Below are 19313 nucleotides of genomic sequence, written 5' to 3'. Positions count from 1 at the left end.
TTATTGGTGCTCAGTATTGGCTCATATTTGTTCACTAAAACGATCGTCTTTGCGATCTTGCACCAAGTTTAGACATTAAAATGATGACGGATGGTAGCATATTCAAGGCTTAAGGCTGTAATAATTCGTGACTATACCGTACGAACAGCGTGAAAAATCGACGATCAGACTCCCCAATATAGGTTGTTGCTTGATGTTTGTGCATTGCTAACGCAGTATTTCAATAGATCCCGAAGTTTAACTTACGGAAGTATCAAAAATTACGATATGACACAAAGCACCGCTCATAAGAGCTTTATAAAACGACATTCAGACTCTATTTTAGCTTTTTTGGCGACTTTATGTGTCACTGCTGGTGTAGTTGGTGCTGCTTATACAATGCAGCAACGGTATACACAGACGACGTTTGATACTTTAGCCGACCGACAAGCAGAATCACTTAAAGCAAACGTCGAGAATGATCTAAAGTTCATTGGTGCGGGCGCAAACTTTTTCCATTCGATTGAGCGAAGCTATTGGCCATCGTTTCCCATGTATGCGGAACAAGTGATTAATAGCTCACGAAGTCTTATTGGACTTCAATGGATGCAAAAGGTCGAATTCGAAGATCTTGATGAACATATTTTAAAGACCCGTCAAAAATTTCCAAACTTCCAACCGTTTACCGTTCCTAAAGATGGTCCCAAAACCTACGGGTACATTTTTGAACACAATGAGCCAATTTTTATCGCGTCGGATATCTACCCAAGAACACCGGAAAACCTTTCTCTATTGGGTTTCTATTTTTCGCGCAAACGCTTCGATTTAATCTTGGATGATATTTCCGAAAATGGGCGAGCGAATGTCTCGGATAAAGTTCGCTTACTGCAAGATGGTTATGACAAGTCCATACCTAAGACTGGGTTGCTGGTGTTCCATCCAGTGTTCGACTTCGAGAACAAATATTTATTAGGAGTAGTGACCGGCGTTATCCGAAGTACGGTTTACTTTGAGGATTTGATTACGAAAACCGCGACGGAGCTCGATATGTCGGTGCGCGTAGAAGACTTGGGATTCGACGCAGCAGATGACCCTGTTCTCTTTCAAAGTGCTAGCTGGGATAACATTCGAGGAACCGTTATAAGCCGAACCATTCAACTGCCTAACCGTGAATGGCGTATTGACTTTAAGCTTTCTGACGCAGTCTCTGCTTGGGAGCGTTCTATTTTAGCGGGCACGACGCTAGCCGGATTGGTAATCGCCTTTTTGATCAGTTGGATTGTGAATTTACAGTCTCGAGAAAAAGAGCGCTTAGCGGTCATGTTGGAGCTCAAAACCGTTGAATTAAAAAGAATGGCAGAGCGAGACCCTCTAACTCAACTACTTAATCGCCGAGCATTCAACGATCATTTGCTCAATCAGATAAACAAAGGTGTTAACTTCGCCTTGGTTGGTTTTGATATCGACCACTTCAAAGTGATTAATGACAAACACGGCCATTTAGGTGGAGATGAAGCGTTGCAACATGTCACTAAGCTGGTCAGTGCTAATTTAAAACCGGGAGATAAGTTTTACCGCGCTGGTGGTGACGAGTTTTGTATTATTTCTAAAGTCATTGATAGAGCGGTGCTAGAAGCTTACCTAGAAAAGTTACGGAGTGTTGTGGCAAGTACGGCTTTTGATTATGGTGATGCGTCAATCATCTGTACGTTGAGTATCGGTGCGGTTATCCATAAAGAAGAAGATCCTGAGAGCTTGTATCACAAAATGGACAGTCAACTCTATTTGAGTAAAAAAAACGGCCGTAATAATGTGTCGATCGGCGATTAAATGGGCGCACAAATTCGAGTTTTACGCCGTGTTACGATAGAATCGCACGCTTTAAATTTTTATGTTAGGAACCAAGGCAAACTATGAACCATAACCGTATTGTATGCTTCGATTTAGAAATGTGTTGCTGGAACGAAAATGGCGTCGGCAGCACGGGTGAAATTATCGAAGTGGGGTTAGCTGAAATAGATTTGTCTAAAGGTGAGATAGTCAAGCGTGCTCAATACTACGTGAAACCAGAACACGATGAAGTGTCTCTGTTTTGCGCTGAGTTAACGGGCATCACACCACGTAAGATTGAAAAACAAGGACGCCCACTAGAAGAAGTGCTTAAATCCATGGTTAAGAACTTCGGTGGTCGCAACAAAATCTTTGCATCTTGGGGGCGAGATGACCTCATTCTTCTAGAAGAGTGTAAGCAAAAAGGTATTGAAGCACCGTTCACAGAGTTCATCAACTTAGCGACACTCTACCGTATTCAAAATCGTCTTAAAGATAAACGTATAGGCCATCGAGCCGCTCAAGAAGCAAAAGGAATAGACTGGGAAGGGCGTCAACACTCTGGCTATGTAGATGCATACAACTTAGCTAAGCTTGCTTTGACCATGTTTTAGTTATTCGAACCTAGCTAGCTTGTAATTAAATCATCATCCAACCATTGTTTTGTCATGCAGTCTGTTTAGTGTGGAAAGAGCTAAACACATACCTTGACCAGTATTTTAATAACAATGTCGTTGGCTTATTGAAAAACGCGCAGAGTGCGCGTTTTTTTATGGCTACAGAAGCGATATCTGTTGTCATGCTAGGGGTAGCTTAGAGTTAGCCAGCGACTTATATACTCATCTCGTTACTTTACTGAGACTGTAACTTTGCTCGAATGAAATCGCTGTGATCAACATAGAGTAGCTCTGCTGTTTTACGGATCACCGCGTCTTCTAGCGGGTCAATTTCGCCGTCTGCGTAAGCGACTTCCCACATGCTTTTGATTAAGTTGTAACGAGTTTCTTGAGTCAGTTCTCTTAGTTGAGAGGTAAAGTCGTACAGCGAAGCGGAATCTTTTATTTTCTGTTGCGCTTGCTCTAACAAAGTATTTGATTCTTCTTCATTTAACGAAAGCAGTTTCATCAATAAAGAGCGCTTTGTTTCTTGTTCTCTATCATCGACACTATGGTCTGCGCCAGAAACTTCACAAAGCAAACACGCGATAGCCATGTTAGGGGAAAGTGTGTTGGTTTGGCTTAAATCAGAGCCATCAATGAGTTGTTTAAATAATGATGTGAGAGAATTAAACATAATGAACACCGAGCTATTGTTTATTTGGTTAACATGGTAATAAATACGGAAGATCTCAAGGTGCGATACCAAATTTAGCACGCCGTTGACATTTAAGAACGGCCACTTTCTCCCCAAAAAACCTAAACTCCTGAGTTAGTTCAAGGTGACTTGCCTCTTACAAAGGGCAAGTCATTTTGGGATTGATACTCAGCTTTCAGCACGTGTCGGTGGAAAATGAACTTCGTCACCATCACTCGTCAGAATACTAATTTGACTTGGTTTGCCTTCATCATCAAGACGTAGCTCACCAATGGCACTATGGTTAACCAAGCGATAAAAGTTGTGCGTACTTGGTGCGCGTTTGTAAATCTTGAGTCGTTTACGTTTTGTGAACCAGTTTAAAGGTGAGCGAGGGCTGTATAGCAGTCTATCTAGGCCATCACAAATATTGAGCAGTTGTGTAGGGAACTGATTTTTAATTCCACTACAGGTGATTTGATAGATATTCGGACTGTTTTTTCGATAGCGGAGCTTAATATCGTATGCAAAAGAGTAGTGTACGTCGCCAGAGAGAATAACAAAGTTAGTTGGTGTCTTTGTGTGTGTGAAAATACTAATAAGAGTATTCGCACTTCCGGGGTGAGCCATCCAGTTTTCAGCATCAACCATCAATGGTTTACCAAGCATGGTCACCACACGTTGTAGTGCTTCGATAAATTTCACACCAAACATTGGCGCGGCAGAAACAATAACAACTTTGTCTTGGTGCACGAGTTCTTGGTGGAACTCAATCATAGCTTCCCAGTCCATTAAGCCAGAAGGTTTGTTCATTTTAGACTCAGAACGCCAGCGTCTGGTTCGTGTATCTAGCACGACAACTTTTGGTGTCGTAGGAATGGTGTAGTGCCAATTCTCAAAGCGATACAAATATTGAATAAATGCATCTTGGGTTTGCGAGGTTCGCTCATCGATAAAGCGTTGAGCGAGGCTCATAAATTCATCATTGAATTTTTCTGGCGCATTTCCCCAACCTTGGCAAAGCCAGTAAGCTATCAAGCTATTACCGATAATGCGTTTTGCAAACGTGTTGCTGTATGCGGCTTGTTCCCAGCCTATGGTGAGATTCCAATCGTCGGTGACATCGTGATCATCAAAAATCATATAGGTTGGAATGTGAGCGAGTAAGCGTTGAACCTTGTCCAGACCTGCGACGAATTTATCAATTTGTTTTTTTTCTTCGCGCCATTGCTGCTGCCATTTGGGTTCAAGAGCTTCTCCGCCGACAGTAAATTCGTTTTCTAATAAACGATCCGTTCGAACAAGCTTCCACAAGGTCGGAGACCAAACCAATAAGTACATTGCAAAGCACTCAGCAAAGCTTATTAGGTGATTCTCACACTCTTTGGCGCTGAATATTGGTGTCCCTCGGTGTGGAAAAAACTTACTTAGTAAACTGTCATCACTCACATAATGAGGCAACAATTTATCTCGACCATAATAGCAAGCAGGGTGTTGGTAGAGGTCATTGGTATTTTTTATCGGAGCTTGATCGAATTCTTCGCCTGGCAAACCCAATAAAGCTATGACTTGCTCAATGGCATCGAGAGTGGGGCCTGCAACATGGTCTGCATAGATTTGATCACCACTCATGATGAGCATATCTGGTCTTTCTTCAATGGATTGAGACGCGATTTTATGATCCGCAGCGACCAATGTATCATCACTGAAGTGATGGGGATTACGGCAAGAGCCATGTAAGAGATAATCCGCTTTTTCACTAACGAGGAACTCAATACCCAAGTTTGGCGTATTATCTCGCTCATAAGTCAGGTGAGGGAGCAGTTCCGTCACTAAGCCATATTGCGTTTTTATTTGATAGCGTAACGCTTGATGGGTTGGAAACTCGCCTTCTAATTTAAGTAAGCAACACCACGCATTGAGGCCGATTTGAAGCTGTTCTTTTTGTTCACTTAAAGGGGCTTGATAAAGGATGGAGGCATTTTCATCCGTAATTTGCACCATACCCTCCAAGCGTTGGGTGGTGACTAGCCAAATATTGATTTCAGTTGCGGTCACTTTACGTAGGATCGGACCTGCAACGACAAGAGGAAGTGAAGAAATTTCAGTCGTGTTCATCAATGCTGGCAAAACGGCTCCTTATGTGTCAGCTTCTTCTTCTAATATTTCGATAACTTGCGAGCTACTAAGTTCATGTCCCATAAGGAACAAACCAAGCATCGCATCGGCTTTTGACGCGTTATCACTGTCTTCATCCAAAATTTGCTGAAGCCGAGTTCTAATTAGGTCGATTTCGTGTTCGACGAAGCCACGCCCTTCTTCGTCACCTTGACCATCTTCTGGTGCATTATCAAAGTGCAAAAACAACATGTCACCATCGAGTTGAGTCCCTATCAACCTCTCTGGCAGCCATGCTTCTCCCATCACAATGTCTGTGTCTGCGGGTAAATGATTCAAGGTAGAGATGAGTTCTGATGCTTTCACTTTTTACTTCATTATGTTTGATTTAGAACTAAGCTAGAGTTTAAGCGCTTGTTGTAATGGTAAAATATTCGCAAACAAGCTCACCTAGTCGTGCAATATTAATATGATCTTGGGACTCAAACTGTCACGAGGATGACAACATTTGCCATTGTAACGGCTATCATCAGCAGAACATAAGCTTTTAATGGCAAATCATTGATGTTTGCCTGCTTCTCAACCAACATTTTTCGAACTCATGAAGAGATTAATTCTAACAACACTCGCTTTACCTTTAGCTGCGGCAGTTTCTTCTGCGCATGGTGCAGAAGAACAAACGTGGGGGATTGCTGCGATGTATCGCACAGCATCGATTCCGTTTTATACCGCCGATAATGACTCTACGGTGAGTACATTTGTACCAATGATGTTCTTTGAAAACGAACATGTGTATATCAATGGCATTGAAGGTGGCGCTTTTTTGCATAACGAGAGTGATTCCGACTGGCGCGCGAGCGCACTCATGCGATTGAGATTTGTCGATATTCCCATGTCGCTACAAAATGCTAATGAAGGGGACAGAGTCGATTTCGGTGGGCAAGTGCGTTATAGCATTAACGACACTTGGCGCGCAGAAGTAGAGTTGATGACGGACGACGAACTCCAGTTTCACTCTAATTACCGCCTTGCTGCCAATTATGTATTTGGTGATTGGGAATTAGAGCCATCGATTACGATTCGATACAAAGACGCTGATTTCAATAGTGAATATTATTCCTTTAAGGATATTACTGGCGAGAGAATTGGAGCTGGGCTTGACACCAATCTTGGTATTAAAGCGCGTTACCATGTAACTTCAAATTTGTATTTATTGGGTGAGACGAGTGTTACTCGCTTAGATGATAACGCCTACAACAGTCAGCTTGTAGAAGATCGATATCAGGGAGAAGTGTTTGTCGGTTTTGGCTTTTTCAACGATAAAAGCAAAGTTCCGAAACCGACACTGAGCAATAAAGCATATCTACGTATTGCGCATGGTTGGGCGACGCCTTCGAACATCGGTGAAATATTTAGCTTTGAGAGAGAAAAAGACCCATACGACAATCAACTTACTTCATTGTTTTATGGGCATCCATTAACGGATGAGCTGTTTGGTTTTCCCCTTGATATTTATTTAACGCCAGGGTTGGTTCATCACTGGTCGTCCAGTGTTCAGTCTGCGAGCACAGAATACGTCATGGCGATTAAGGCTTATTATACGGTTAATTGGCCTACGACTTGGCGATTTGGTGTAGCGGAAGGTGTGTCATATATTGATAGCATTACCTATATTGAAGGCACAGAAATGGAAGACAAGGGTTATACACCAAGCAAGTTGCTCAACTACCTAGATTTCTCGTTTGATGTCAATGTAGGCGATCTCTTCAACCAAAAGAGCTGGAACAATATGTGGGTGGGCTATTCATTGCATCACCGCTCGGCGATTTTTGAAAGCGCTTCCCAGTTTGGGCGAATTAAAGGTGGGAGCAACTACAATACTATTTATTTCCAGTTCGAGTTTTAGCGCATCGCGAGATGCATATAGGTCGGATTTGCAACTGACTTATTTATCGCCCATTATGAGTAATGATGAATAATACTATGCTGCTTTCAACGAGAAATTTCGTATATCGTGCCAGAGTTAAGGCTGTTTGTGATGCATCTGATGAATCGGATGGCATGAGCACCATGAGTATCGACTCCTCATTCAATCTTCAAATTGAAGCGATAAATTGTACCAACGCTGAATTTGCTAAACGCTTTTTTGCCATTCACGGAGAAGGGCATTTGGAGGGCGATGAATGGTTGGTGTTGTACGTCAACTCTCTTGACGTTAAGGCGGGAGACAATATAGAAATCCGTAGCGATGTCGCGTTTAATGCGATGATCGAGAATATGATAAGCGAAGCTGAGCGGTCTTTAGAAAAAGTCTACCTCGATGCAATACGCAACTTGGAGAAAGTGAATCGTTTTTGACGATGTAAGAGACCCTATAAATACGATCAAGGCATCAGGATCCAAAAAGGGATTGGCGCGAACCAATCCCTTTTGTATTCTGGTTTATTCTAACTTACGCCATTGTTGCAAGTTGGCTTTGCGCTTCTGAAATGCCTTTTTCAGCCGCATCTTCACCCATGTTTAGCGCTTCTGCGTAAACAAATTCCACATCAGTGATTCCTACAAAACCCAGCACAGTGCGTAGGTATGGCGTAACGTTGTCAGTTGGTGAATCTTTATGAATACCACCACGAGTCGTTACTACAATCGCCTTTTTACCTTCAATCAAACCTTGAACGCCGTTTTCTGTGTATTTGAATGTCACGCCTGCACGAGCAATCAAATCAATCCAGTTTTTAAGCTGAGTCGGGATGGTGAAGTTGTACATTGGAGCGGCAATAACCAAAGTGTCTGCGGCCTTTACTTCTTCAATAAGGGTGTCAGACAAGTCGACCACCGCTTGCTGTTCTTGTGAAAGATCTTCCGTAGCGCGCAGTGCAGTCGCAACGGCGAAGTCCAAAACAGGTAGCGGGTTTGCAGCCAAATCACGAACAGTAAGCTTGTCTTGGTCTACATTTTTGATGAAGTTTTCAACCAATTTGTTTGATTGAGAGTAATCGCCAAGGATGCTTGATTTTAGAGCTAGTACACGAGACATAATGGTTATTCCTTAAATAAGTGCTTTCGACTATGGGAGCCATTATAAGCAACGTAAGTGAGTTCAAAAGCCTAGCGATTCGCTGAACATGTTCGAAAAAATTGAATGAGCTTTCGGTTATCTTGTTACAGATCTTGTGTGATACAATCCGCGCAGTTTTTGTAATGAAAAGAATAGGAAACGCTTTGACTTCGTCACAGCCCCCAAAAAAGAATTTAGCTGAAGAGCAAGCGACACCGTCAAATGGTGCGCAAAAAGCGACAGCGAAACAAGCTCAAACACCTCAGGCTCAAGTGAATAGTGCTGCATCTCTGCGTAAAGCGCTGAATCAGTGCATGATGCGCGACCGTTTCCGCTTGAGTAAACGTATTTCTGGTGCAAGCAAAATTAAGAAGGACGCAGCGCGTAATGCTGTGTTCGACGAAATCGCATTAGACATCGCAAAATCCATGATGGTTGCAGAGCAGCGCAGCAACTACAAACCAACGATTGAATACCCAGAAATCCTGCCTGTAAGCCAAAAACGCGACGATATTGCGAAAGCGATCGAAGAAAACCAAGTGGTTATCGTCGCGGGTGAAACCGGTTCTGGTAAAACCACTCAGCTACCAAAAATCTGTGCTGAGCTTGGTCGCGGTAAATTTGGTCTGATTGGCCATACTCAGCCTCGTCGTCTTGCAGCGCGTTCGGTTGCTAACCGTATTGCCGAAGAGATGGAAACCAAGCTTGGTGAGTTTGTTGGTTACAAGGTTCGATTCAACGATCAGATCTCTGAAAATACCCAAATCAAATTGATGACGGACGGTATCTTGTTGGCTGAAATTCAGCATGACCGTTTCTTGAATCAATACGACACCATCATTATCGATGAAGCGCACGAGCGCAGCCTCAACATCGATTTCATCTTGGGTTACTTGAAAGAGTTGCTGCCACGTCGTCCTGACTTGAAAGTGATCATCACGTCGGCAACCATCGACCCAGAACGCTTCTCAAAACACTTCAACAATGCACCAATCATTGAAGTATCGGGTCGTACTTACCCGGTAGAAACACGTTACCGCCCACTAAGCGGTGATGACGACAATGATCGTGACCAGCTTGAAGGCATCTTCGAAGCGGTAGATGAACTGTGCGATGAAGGTTTAGGTGACATCCTGATTTTCATGAACGGTGAACGTGAAATCCGTGATACCGCAGATGCATTGTCCAAACGTAATCTGAAGAGCACGGAAATTGTGCCGCTTTACGCGCGTTTGTCGGCAGGTGAGCAGAATAAGATTTTCCAACCTCACACTGGTCGCCGAATTGTACTGGCAACCAACGTGGCAGAAACCTCGCTAACTGTTCCGGGCATTAAGTACGTTATCGACCCGGGTACGGCGCGTATCAGTCGATACAGTTACCGTACTAAGGTTCAGCGTCTTCCAATCGAGCCAGTTTCTCAGGCGAGTGCGAACCAGCGTAAAGGTCGTTGTGGTCGTGTGGAAGAGGGTATCTGTATTCGTCTGTACTCAGAGGAAGATTTTGAGTCACGCCCAGAGTTTACTGATCCTGAAATCCTACGTACCAATCTAGCGTCGGTTATCTTGCAAATGACGGCACTTGGTTTGGGTGATATTCAAGCGTTTCCGTTTGTGGAAGCACCGGATAAACGTAACATCCAAGACGGCGTGCGTTTGCTGGAAGAGCTTGGTGCGATTAACTCTGAGGTAAAAGACCCGAAAAAACGCCTGACTTCCATTGGTCGCCAATTAGCGCGTTTGCCAATCGATCCGCGCTTGGCGCGTATGGTATTGGAAGCGCCAAAATATGGTGCGCTTAAAGAAGTGATGATCATCGCAGCTGCCTTGTCGATTCAAGATCCACGCGAACGTCCTTCAGACAAACAACAATCGTCAGACGATAAACATCGTCGCTTCTTCCATGAAGAGTCGGACTTCCTGACATTTGTGAATTTGTGGGAATACATCCAAAAGCAGCAAAAAGCCTTGTCTAGCAATCAGTTCCGCAAACAGTGTAAGCAAGACTATTTGAACTACTTGCGCGTTCGCGAGTGGCAAGATGTGTACTTCCAAATTCATCAGTCGATGCGTGAGATGGAATTCAAGCTTAACGATGAGCCCGCTTCTTACCATGGCGTACACAGTGCCATTTTGGTTGGTTTGCTGTCGCACATCGGCATGAAAGACCAAGAAAAGAATGAATATCAAGGCGCGCGTAATGCTCGTTTCCATATCTTCCCTGCATCGGGTCTATTTAAGAAACAACCTAAGTGGATCATGTCTGCTGAGTTGGTGGAAACCTCAAAACTTTGGGGTCGTATCATCGCAAAGATTCAGCCAGAATGGATTGAGCCGTTAGCTAAACACCTTATTAAACGCAGTTACAGCGAACCACATTGGTCGAAGAAACGCGCTGCGGTGATGGCGCACGAAAAAGTGATGCTTTACGGCGTACCAATCGTACCGAAACGCTTGGTCAACTACGGCAGTATCGATTCGACCGTAAGTCGCGAAATCTTCATTCGTAGTGCATTGGTTGAGGGTGAATGGGAAACCAAACACGCGTTCTTTAAGCAAAACCGTAAGCTTTTACAAGAAGTGGAAGAGCTTGAGCATAAATCTCGTCGTCGAGACATCTTAGTGGATGATGATGAGCTGTTTGATTTCTATGACCAACGCGTTGGCACCGAAGTGGTGTCTGGTAAGCATTTCGATACGTGGTGGAAAAAGGCATCTAAAGAAAATCCGGAACTGCTGAACTTTGAAAAAGAGATGCTGTTCAAGGGTGATGCTAGCCATGTGACCGATTTGGATTACCCGAACTTCTGGCATCAAAATGGTTTGAAGCTCAAATTGAGTTACCAATTTGAACCAGGCGATGATAGTGACGGTGTCACAGTGCATTTGCCGTTGCCGATTTTAAACCAAGTTGAACCAGCGGGCTTTGACTGGCAGATCCCAGGTTTACGCCATGAGCTTGTGGTTAGCTTGATTAAATCGTTGCCAAAGACAATTCGTAAGAACTTTGTGCCTGCGCCGAACTATGCCGATGCATTCTTAGCGCGCGTTACGCCAATGGAAGCGCCGCTGTTAGATTCATTGGAGAAAGAGTTGCGACGCATGACGGGCGTAGAAGTGTTGCGTGAAGACTGGAACTTGGAACAAGTACCTGAGCACTTGAAAGTCACGTTTCGTGCGGTTGATCACCGAAATCGTAAACTGAAGGAAAACAAAGACCTTCATGAACTGAAAGAAAGTTTGAAAGACAAAGTTCAAGAAACGCTTTCCAAAGTTGCGGATGACGATATCGAACAGCAAGGTCTGCATACGTGGAGTTTTGGAGAATTGCCGAAAGTGTATCAACAAAAACGTGGCGGCTACGATGTAAAAGCGTATCCGGCGCTTGTTGATACCAAAGACAGCGTTGAAATCAAACTCTACGAAACCGAATTTGAGCAGATCACCGCAATGCGTGCTGGCCAGCGCCGCCTAATTTTATTGAACGTACCGTCGCCAATTAAATATTTGCACGCCAACTTACCGAACAAATCGAAGCTGGGTCTGTACTTTAATCCATACGGCAAAGTGCTTGATCTGATAGATGACTGCATTGCCTGTGGTGTCGATAAGCTTATTGAAGAGCAGGGTGGTTTAGTTTGGGAGCCAGAGAAGTTCGAAGCGTTGAAAGAACACGTTCGTGCTGAATTGGGTGACACCGTTGTAGAGATTGCTCAACAGGTTGAGACTATTCTGACCACGGCGTTTAGCATCAATAAGAAGCTAAAAGGCAAGATCGACTTCACAATGGCGTTTGCTCTGTCCGATATCAAAGCACAAATTGAAGGCTTGATCTTCAAAGGCTTTGCAACGGAATGTGGCTGGAAGCGCTTGCCGGATATTCTTCGCTACATGCGCGCGATAGAGCGCCGTATGGAGAAGTTGCCTATCGATCCAAACAAAGATCGTTTACATATGCTGAAGATTGAATCTGTGACTCAAGACTATAAAGAGTTGCTGAACAAGATCCCGAAAGGTGTGGCCATTCCTGAAAATGTAAAAGAAGTGCGTTGGATGATTGAAGAACTTCGCGTGAGTTACTTTGCTCAACAATTAGGCACTCCTTATCCTGTTTCTGATAAACGAGTCAAAAACGCGATTGATGCTTGCTAATCAACCAGTAAAATAGTGTCAGATTTGTAATTATCGCTTAAGAAGTTGCTGGTACACTAATTGCTAGTAACTCAATAAGCATTATTTTTTAGTTCTGGGAGGCAATAGTTCGCCTCCCTTTATTTGTAGTACCAACGACTGAGTTATGCAGACGTGGGAATAATAAAGAGTAAAGGTAGATGATGAAAAAAACTCTATTAGCAGTGGCGCTACTTGGCGCATCTTCTGCGGCAATGGCGGATTCTTGGATTTACGGTGGTGCAACAGTAGGTCAGTCTGACTACAAAGGTGAGACGGACACATCATACTCTGTTCACGTTGGTACAGGCATTCTACCTATCATTGGTGTTGAAGCTGGTGTAACACAACACGGTGAGTTCAACGTAAATGGTCAAGACACTAAGCTAACTTCTTACTACGCAGCACTTAAGCCAAGTATCGACTTCGGTCCGCTACACGTGTACGCAAAAGGTGGTTTCCATCAGTGGGACAAAAAAGTGAAAGGCGGCAAAGACGATGACGATTTGGACCTAATGTACGGTGTGGGTGCTGAGTACTTCATTTTTGGCCCAATGTCTGTTGGTGCTAGCTACATGAACTACACTGCTGGTAAAGACGATATCAGCACGTTCTCTGTTAACGCAACACTACATTTCCTATAAGCGTCAAGCTTTCTAACACCATATGAAACACACCGGCTTTATGTCGGTGTTTTTTTGTCTGGAAGTCACAAAACAAAAGTTGAACATAAATTATTCACTTTTAGAGTCTTAAAATGCCTATGCTTTCCAATATATAGTGGCGATTAAATGCGCATATTTGCGTAATGTTTCGCTTAGGAATCGATCAGGAAGGGATAGTATGAAAAAAACACTCTCGTTATTCGCTCTAACGTTGTGCTCAACGTCAGCAATGGCTGACTCTTGGATTTACGCTGGTGGCCAAATTGGTCAGTCCGATATCGACAGCGAAAATGATACAACTTATGGTATTCATGTCGGTACTGGTATTTTGCCATTCATTGGCATTGAGGCAGGCTACTTTAACCACGGCAAAGTGGATTTATCTTTGAGTGGCAGCAGGGGGAGTGCTGATTTTGATTCATTCTATTTAGCGGCGAAACCTAGTATCGACTTCGGCCCGTTACACGTTTACGCAAAAGGCGGCATCAATGCATTCAACGTTGATTATGACGGTGGACTTGGAAACTTAGACAAAGATGATGGCGTCTCTTATATGTATGGTGTTGGTGCCGAATACTTCTTGCTTGACAATGTGTCTGTGGGCGCGAGTTATCAAGCGTTTGGCGTGGATATTGAAGGCGATAGCGATACCGTTAGCAGCGTAACAGGGAACATCACCTTCCATTTCTTATAACGCTCGCTGGATGAAAGGTTTGCTGATTTGGTTTCGTCGTTAATTGTGAAACCAAATCAGCGCAGGTCTTCTCTATTTGCGCAGTGACTGGCTATGAACTTAAGTATTTCTTGTGTCTTTTCTAGTCTACAACCTACGACAAAATCAATCGTTAGACCTCGTAATTTTTGTGTTGATATTATTTCCCCTTCATTTGTCTCGAATTGAGCCTAAAATGCAATAAACCACGACTTTTTGCAAAAATATGTGATTGCTGCTAAAATTCGTCCCGCTTTAAAACTTTAGAGTTCAAATTAATGGAGGGCGGTATTGGAGTTCTTCTCACCTGAGGGGCGTTTCAAATTCACGTTAAATTTGTATTTATGGATAATGCATTTAAAAAATATAGTATTGATACAACCGATTATCAGGTTGGACAGGATAACGTTCAAAAGTGGGGATTCGATATACATAACCCGGTTTTTGGCATTAGTGCGGGGCTCGTTGTTTTCTGTCTGATTTCACTTCTTCTTGTTGAGCCAACCACTGCTCGTGACGTATTAAACGGTCTAAAAAACGGAATTATCGAACAGTTTGATGCGTTCTTTATGTGGTCGACAAACTTCTTCTTATTGTTCGCCGTTGCTCTTCTTTTTTCTCCGCTAGGTAAAATCCGCTTAGGTGGCAAAGAAGCAACGCCGGATCACTCAACCGTTTCTTGGTTGTCGATGCTTTTCGCCGCGGGTATGGGTATTGGTCTTCTGTTCTGGAGTGTGGCTGAGCCGACCGCGTATTTCACTGATTGGTGGGGAATGCCACTGAACGCAGTACCATACACCGAAGAAGCAAAATCCCTCGCGATGGGTGCCACTATGTTCCACTGGGGTGTGCATGGTTGGAGTATTTACGCCCTTGTTGCGTTGGCGCTTGCTTTTTTCGCCTTTAACAAAGGTTTACCGCTTTCATTGCGCGCGGCGTTTTACCCAATTTTTGGTGACCGTGCATGGGGCTGGTTAGGTCACGTTATTGATATCCTTGCTGTACTTTCGACGTTGTTCGGTCTTGCGACTTCTCTTGGTTTGGGTGCTCAGCAGGCAACCAGTGGTATTAACCATGTATTTGGTTTAAACGGCGGCATCGGTACACAAATGGTGGTGATTGCGTTTGTAACCTTTATTGCTGTGCTTTCTGTTGTTCGTGGTATTGACGGCGGTGTCAAACTCCTAAGTAACGTCAATATGATCGTTGCGTTCGCTCTGCTTATTTTTATTACGTTCATTACCTTTGATACTGCGATGGGTTCATTAGTCGACACGACAATGGCATACATCCAAAACATCATTCCGTTGAGTAACCCGCATGGTCGTGAAGACGAAACGTGGATGCACGGTTGGACAGTGTTCTACTGGGCTTGGTGGGTATCTTGGTCTCCGTTTGTGGGTATGTTTATCGCTCGCGTATCGAAAGGCCGCACCGTTCGAGAATTCTTATTCGCAGTCATCGTTATTCCTACAGTTGTTACTTTGATTTGGATGTCTGTGTTTGGTGGTATCGCGCTTGACCAAGTGGTGAATAAAGTTGGTGAGCTAGGTGCAAATGGCCTAACTGATATTTCATTGACTCTGTTCCATGTTTACGATGCGCTTCCGTATAGCTCAGTGATTTCAATGCTTTCTATCGTGCTGATTCTGGTATTCTTTATTACATCGTCAGACTCTGGCTCGCTGGTTATCGATAGTATTACCGCCGGTGGTAAGATTGATGCACCAGTACCGCAACGCATTTTCTGGGCGTGTATTGAAGGCGCAATTGCAGCCGTAATGCTTTGGGTTGGTGGTAAAGAAGCCTTGCAAGCATTGCAATCAGGCGTTGTTGCAACAGGGTTACCGTTTACTTTTGTTCTGCTGTTGATGTGCGTAAGTTTGGTGAAAGGGTTAAGAACTGAACTGCCAGCTTACAAATAAATACAACACGATCCATGATTGAGTTTAAATGCCGAGCCTAATGTGCTCGGCATTTTTTATTTCTACTTTTCTTTTCCAATAATTTCGTTACAGTTTAGGCTTATTCCCACCTCATTAAACTGCATTATGTCACTGGCTAAACTCATTCTTATTCGTGGACTTCCGGGTTCAGGTAAAACAACCTTAGCAAAACAACTGGCAATAGAGCTTGGTGCTAAGCATTTTGAAGCTGACATGTATTTTGAAAATGATGAAGGTGATTATCACTTTGAACCAGTTCAATTACCTCAAGCGCATGAGTGGTGTTTTCAGCAAACTAGAAAGTGGTTGAACAAAGGGAGAGTCGTGATTGTGAGCAATACGTTTGTTCGACATTGGGAGATGAAGCGTTACATGGACTACTGCATGAAGAAGCGCATCGAGGTGGAAATTAAAGTGTGCCACGGAGCGTATCAAAGCATTCATGATGTGCCACCAGCGACGATAGAAAAGATGCGACGCCAGTGGCAAGAGTGACCGTTACCAGAACCGGAAGTTATTGACCTCGTCCGTCAATCATCACAACGAATGTTTTGCTCATGATTGAAAGGTCCATTGAAATCCAAGAGTAAAACGAACCTAAGCTTAGTGCGTAACTGTGGTCAAACCCAACTTTGCGTCTTACATCTTCAATGCATGCATCATAGCCTTGGTTAACCTGAGCTAAGCCTGTGATACCCGGTAACACGCCATATGTGCGCTCTACAAAATAGGGGATTTCATCTTCTAATTTCTGGTAGAAAGCTGGGCGTTCTGGGCGCGGCCCAATCATCGACATTTCACCTCTCAACACATTAAACAGTTGAGGTAGTTCATCTAAACGCGTTTTGCGTAAAAAGCGTCCTACTGGCGTGATGCGGGGATCATTTTCAGTTGCCCATACTGCGCCAGAGCGTTGCTCTGCATCAATATACATGGTGCGAAACTTCATGATTTGAAAAAGATCCATTTTTTCTGGTGTGCAGCGTCCTACTCGCAATTGGCGATAAATCACAGGGCCTTTCGATGTGGTTTTGATCGCTAGCGCGATAAATGGGAATAGTGGTGCAGTGACGACCAAAATAAGCATTGCAACCAGTACATCAAACGTTCTTTTTGCGTGGCATACATTTGAATCGTAGCGTGAGTTTTTCATGATGCTTTCCTTATTGGTTGACGCGTTTCCAACGTCCATTTTCCATTCCGAGCAAATACTTCATACCGCCGATAAAGTTGGCGAGATGACCAATGACGATGTAGCTAATCAGCTTAAAAGGTTTAATAGTGTTAAGTGCTGGCATTAAGTAAGTAATAAGCGCGATGCTGTAAATACCAACTTGTGCGAACAGCATTACTTGAAACAGCGGATTGTGTGCCAGTAGTAGTGAGCAAATAAAGCAAACAATCATCAAATAGGGTGTTGCTAAGCGCAGAACCTTTCCCGATAGAAATGCAAAGGCAGTGCCACGATAACGAGGTAGCAGTAATTTCTTTAATTGCATGAGCTGCTGCATGTTACCCGCTGAAATTCTTAGGCGTCGTTTGAAATCTGCGTCGTCTGAGCTTTGTTCGAGCTCAAGAGCCAGCATGTTTGGCTCGTAAATAGCGCTATAGCCTCGCAAAACGATTCTCATAGGGAGAATAAAGTCGTCATTAATGGTGCTAACTTCCAGTGGTTCAAATAAGTGAGTTCTGAAAGTGTAAAACGCACCGTGGGAACCAATCGTTGAACCTAACAAGGATTCTTGGTGCTTTACTCGAGACTGGTATTGCCAATACGCCGCTTCACCTTGGTTATTAGTGCTCATTATTTGATATGTTGCGTTAACCACTCCAACGTTCTCATTTTGATAATGCTGACTAGCTAGCAACAGAGAATCGCAAGAAATCAATGCCGACGTGTCACTCAGTGCGGTAATGTCCGAGCTAACATGACGCATTTCTTCGTTGAGTAGGGCAACTTTACCGTGATTGATTTGGTGATCATTAATAATGAACAGAGTATCAGAGCAGATTGCTTCTTGAATTGTCGCTTGAGCAATCTCGGCTGTGTTATCTGTGCAGCCATCACATGCGATCACTACTCTTAACTTATCCCTTGGGTAATCTAGGCTCGCAAGGTTACGGATCTTCTCTGCTATCCATTGTTCTTCATTGTAGGCGGGCACGATGACAGTAATAGAGGGTAGCTGGCTGTCTGTTTTGGAGGCTTTGTAAGCTCGCTCTACAAATGGTGCTTTGGTTTCGTCTTGCTGTTTTAAAGGAAGCCACTTAAGGAGCAGTGGATACCCAACGTGATGATAGACAATCAAAAACGCGGATAAACCAAACCCTATAATCCAAAGTAAATCATTCATAGCTAGCCTCCTTGGCCAAACGTGAGTAGCGACTCACCATGTCTCTGATATCAAAGTGTTTGAGAATAAAAGTTCGAGGAGAATGGTGTGATGATTCCAGTTGCTGTGATAACGCTTCGGCCAACGAAAACACGCGATTTGCTTCAACCAGTGTGCTGTTGTTCGGACAGAGCGTCTCTTTCACGCCGCCAACATCCGTCGCGACGCAAGGAATGTCACATGCTTGAGCCTCGAGGGTTGAGAGAGGAAAGCCCTCTTGAAGTGATGGTAAGCAAAACAAATCTAGGCTTTGGTAAAAGCTGGGCATATCGTCCACCAAACCTAAAAAGGTTACTCGATCCTCAAGTTTTAACGTTCTAACTTGTGCTTCCAATTGAGTTCGCTGAGAACCATCTCCAGCAATGGCTAGGTGTGTGTTTGGCGTAAGATGAGAGAAGGCTTCGATAAGCACTTTATGGCCTTTAACTGCTTCTAGACGCCCGGCAACGCCAATCACGATTTTGTCGGTTGGAAGTTCAAACAAGTGTCTTGTTGCCGTTTGGTCACCGCTTTTAAACTTCTGACAGTCAATCCCGTTATGGATAGTACAAACTTTGCGATACTTTAACTTAGTCTGTATTTGATGGGCGACAAAGTTAGCATCGGCAACTACTTGCGGGCGAATCATCGTTAGCAAAAGGGACTGTAGTCGAGCTGATTTTTTGTTATTAAGGTGCCATGCGTCGTGCTCGGTATGAATCACTACAGGTACGTGCGCTAAACGTGCAGCAATACCACCATACAGAAGTGGGCCGATATGATGGGTGTGGACCACATCAGGCTTAAGTCCTTTGAGCATGGAAGTCAGTGTACTGATGGTTTTTCCGCTGAATCCAGGTTTCTTATTAAGAAAGTGCAGTTGGCCTTGGTAGGGCAATAGTTTTTGCCAACCTTGTAGTGCATGTTCTTTACTTCCTTCTAAGCTCACGACAAAAACGGAATGGTTGGGCTGCGCAAAACGAAGTATTTCTAGTACGAGCGTTTCTAAACCGCCAGGAGCTAAGTGTTGCACGACGTGTAATATCACTTTTTTGCTGTGCTCAGTGTTATTGTGCTTTTGTCTGACTTCCATTTTCAAACCCTCGTTGAGTTCTTTGTTTATTTAGGAATTGCAGACAGCGTGCCAAAAAATTAATCATTTAAAAACAAT

At 43.7% G+C, this 19313-nt stretch carries 16 protein-coding genes; 9 read left to right on the top strand and 7 right to left on the bottom strand.

The genetic code is table 11. From position 1 onward, the window contains the following. Window positions 1–267: 267 nt before the first annotated feature. Window positions 268–1809 (top strand): sensor domain-containing diguanylate cyclase, encoded by a 1542-nt coding sequence (locus KI742_RS09615; protein ID WP_005377686.1) that lies wholly within the window; start codon window positions 268–270, stop codon window positions 1807–1809. Between the two features lie 83 nt (window positions 1810–1892). Next, window positions 1893–2423, top strand: coding sequence for a 3'-5' exonuclease (locus KI742_RS09610; protein ID WP_005377684.1), 531 nt, complete (start codon window positions 1893–1895; stop codon window positions 2421–2423). Between the two features lie 238 nt (window positions 2424–2661). Here the strand turns inward: KI742_RS09610 and KI742_RS09605 are convergent, their stop codons facing one another. The 3 genes from KI742_RS09605 to KI742_RS09595 all read right to left on the bottom strand — a co-directional run bounded on the left by KI742_RS09605 (window position 2662) and on the right by KI742_RS09595 (window position 5586). Further along, window positions 2662–3102, bottom strand: a complete 441-nt coding sequence (locus KI742_RS09605) for a TerB family tellurite resistance protein (protein WP_276441759.1) — start codon at window positions 3100–3102, stop codon at window positions 2662–2664. Window positions 3103–3291: 189 nt separating this feature from the next. Further along, entirely contained in the window at window positions 3292–5232 is a 1941-nt protein-coding gene (locus KI742_RS09600) for an alkaline phosphatase D family protein (RefSeq protein ID WP_285386025.1), read from the bottom strand. A 9-nt stretch (window positions 5233–5241) separates the two neighbouring features. After that, window positions 5242–5586, bottom strand: a complete 345-nt coding sequence (locus tag KI742_RS09595) for a hypothetical protein (RefSeq protein ID WP_017820645.1) — start codon at window positions 5584–5586, stop codon at window positions 5242–5244. Window positions 5587–5821: 235 nt separating this feature from the next. Between KI742_RS09595 and KI742_RS09590 the strand changes: the two genes are divergently transcribed. After that, the gene (locus tag KI742_RS09590) at window positions 5822–7126 is read left to right on the top strand and encodes a MipA/OmpV family protein (protein ID WP_154204608.1); all 1305 of its coding nucleotides are present in this window, start codon (window positions 5822–5824) and stop codon (window positions 7124–7126) included. A 62-nt stretch (window positions 7127–7188) separates the two neighbouring features. Beyond that, window positions 7189–7578: a hypothetical protein gene (locus KI742_RS09585; RefSeq protein WP_236147214.1), complete on the top strand. Its 390-nt coding sequence runs from the start codon at window positions 7189–7191 to the stop codon at window positions 7576–7578. A 94-nt stretch (window positions 7579–7672) separates the two neighbouring features. Here KI742_RS09585 and KI742_RS09580 read toward each other — a convergent pair whose 3' ends face one another. Continuing rightward, on the bottom strand, window positions 7673–8257 hold the full coding sequence (locus tag KI742_RS09580) for an FMN-dependent NADH-azoreductase (RefSeq protein ID WP_115385963.1): 585 nt from the start codon (window positions 8255–8257) through the stop codon (window positions 7673–7675). A 185-nt stretch (window positions 8258–8442) separates the two neighbouring features. On the opposite strand from KI742_RS09580, the gene hrpA reads away from it, so the two are divergent. The 5 genes from hrpA (at window position 8443) to KI742_RS09555 (ending at window position 16265) form a co-directional block, all read left to right on the top strand. Beyond that, the gene (hrpA, locus tag KI742_RS09575) at window positions 8443–12429 is read left to right on the top strand and encodes an ATP-dependent RNA helicase HrpA (RefSeq protein ID WP_285386020.1); all 3987 of its coding nucleotides are present in this window, start codon (window positions 8443–8445) and stop codon (window positions 12427–12429) included. A 182-nt stretch (window positions 12430–12611) separates the two neighbouring features. Continuing rightward, entirely contained in the window at window positions 12612–13091 is a 480-nt protein-coding gene (locus KI742_RS09570) for an outer membrane beta-barrel protein (RefSeq protein WP_021033871.1), read from the top strand. Between the two features lie 199 nt (window positions 13092–13290). Continuing rightward, window positions 13291–13806, top strand: coding sequence for an outer membrane beta-barrel protein (locus tag KI742_RS09565; protein WP_213966940.1), 516 nt, complete (start codon window positions 13291–13293; stop codon window positions 13804–13806). Window positions 13807–14168: 362 nt separating this feature from the next. Then, a complete protein-coding gene (locus KI742_RS09560; protein ID WP_285386019.1) occupies window positions 14169–15749 on the top strand; it encodes a BCCT family transporter in 1581 nt (526 codons plus the stop codon). 126 nt (window positions 15750–15875) lie between these two features. Next, window positions 15876–16265 (top strand): ATP-binding protein, encoded by a 390-nt coding sequence (locus KI742_RS09555; RefSeq protein ID WP_005377656.1) that lies wholly within the window; start codon window positions 15876–15878, stop codon window positions 16263–16265. Window positions 16266–16284: 19 nt separating this feature from the next. On the opposite strand, the gene KI742_RS09550 is transcribed toward KI742_RS09555, so the two are convergent. The 3 genes from KI742_RS09550 to KI742_RS09540 are packed head-to-tail and all read right to left on the bottom strand — an operon-like array spanning window position 16285 to window position 19235. Next, window positions 16285–16923 (bottom strand): sugar transferase, encoded by a 639-nt coding sequence (locus KI742_RS09550; RefSeq protein WP_005377654.1) that lies wholly within the window; start codon window positions 16921–16923, stop codon window positions 16285–16287. 10 nt (window positions 16924–16933) lie between these two features. Next, a complete protein-coding gene (locus KI742_RS09545; RefSeq protein WP_285386018.1) occupies window positions 16934–18124 on the bottom strand; it encodes a glycosyltransferase family 2 protein in 1191 nt (396 codons plus the stop codon). Next, window positions 18117–19235 carry a glycosyltransferase gene (locus tag KI742_RS09540; RefSeq protein ID WP_285386017.1) on the bottom strand — a complete coding sequence of 373 codons (1119 nt, stop codon included), beginning with the start codon at window positions 19233–19235 and terminating at the stop codon, window positions 18117–18119. Before KI742_RS09540 ends, KI742_RS09545 begins: the two co-directional genes overlap by 8 nt. Between the last annotated feature and the right edge of the window lie 78 nt (window positions 19236–19313).

The sequence above is a fragment of the Vibrio sp. D417a genome (assembly GCF_030248595.1).
In the GTDB taxonomy this organism is placed as follows: domain Bacteria; phylum Pseudomonadota; class Gammaproteobacteria; order Enterobacterales; family Vibrionaceae; genus Vibrio; species Vibrio alginolyticus.
The sequence above is the reverse complement of the archived record's forward strand: the minus strand, read 5'-3'. Positions and strand labels throughout refer to the sequence as shown.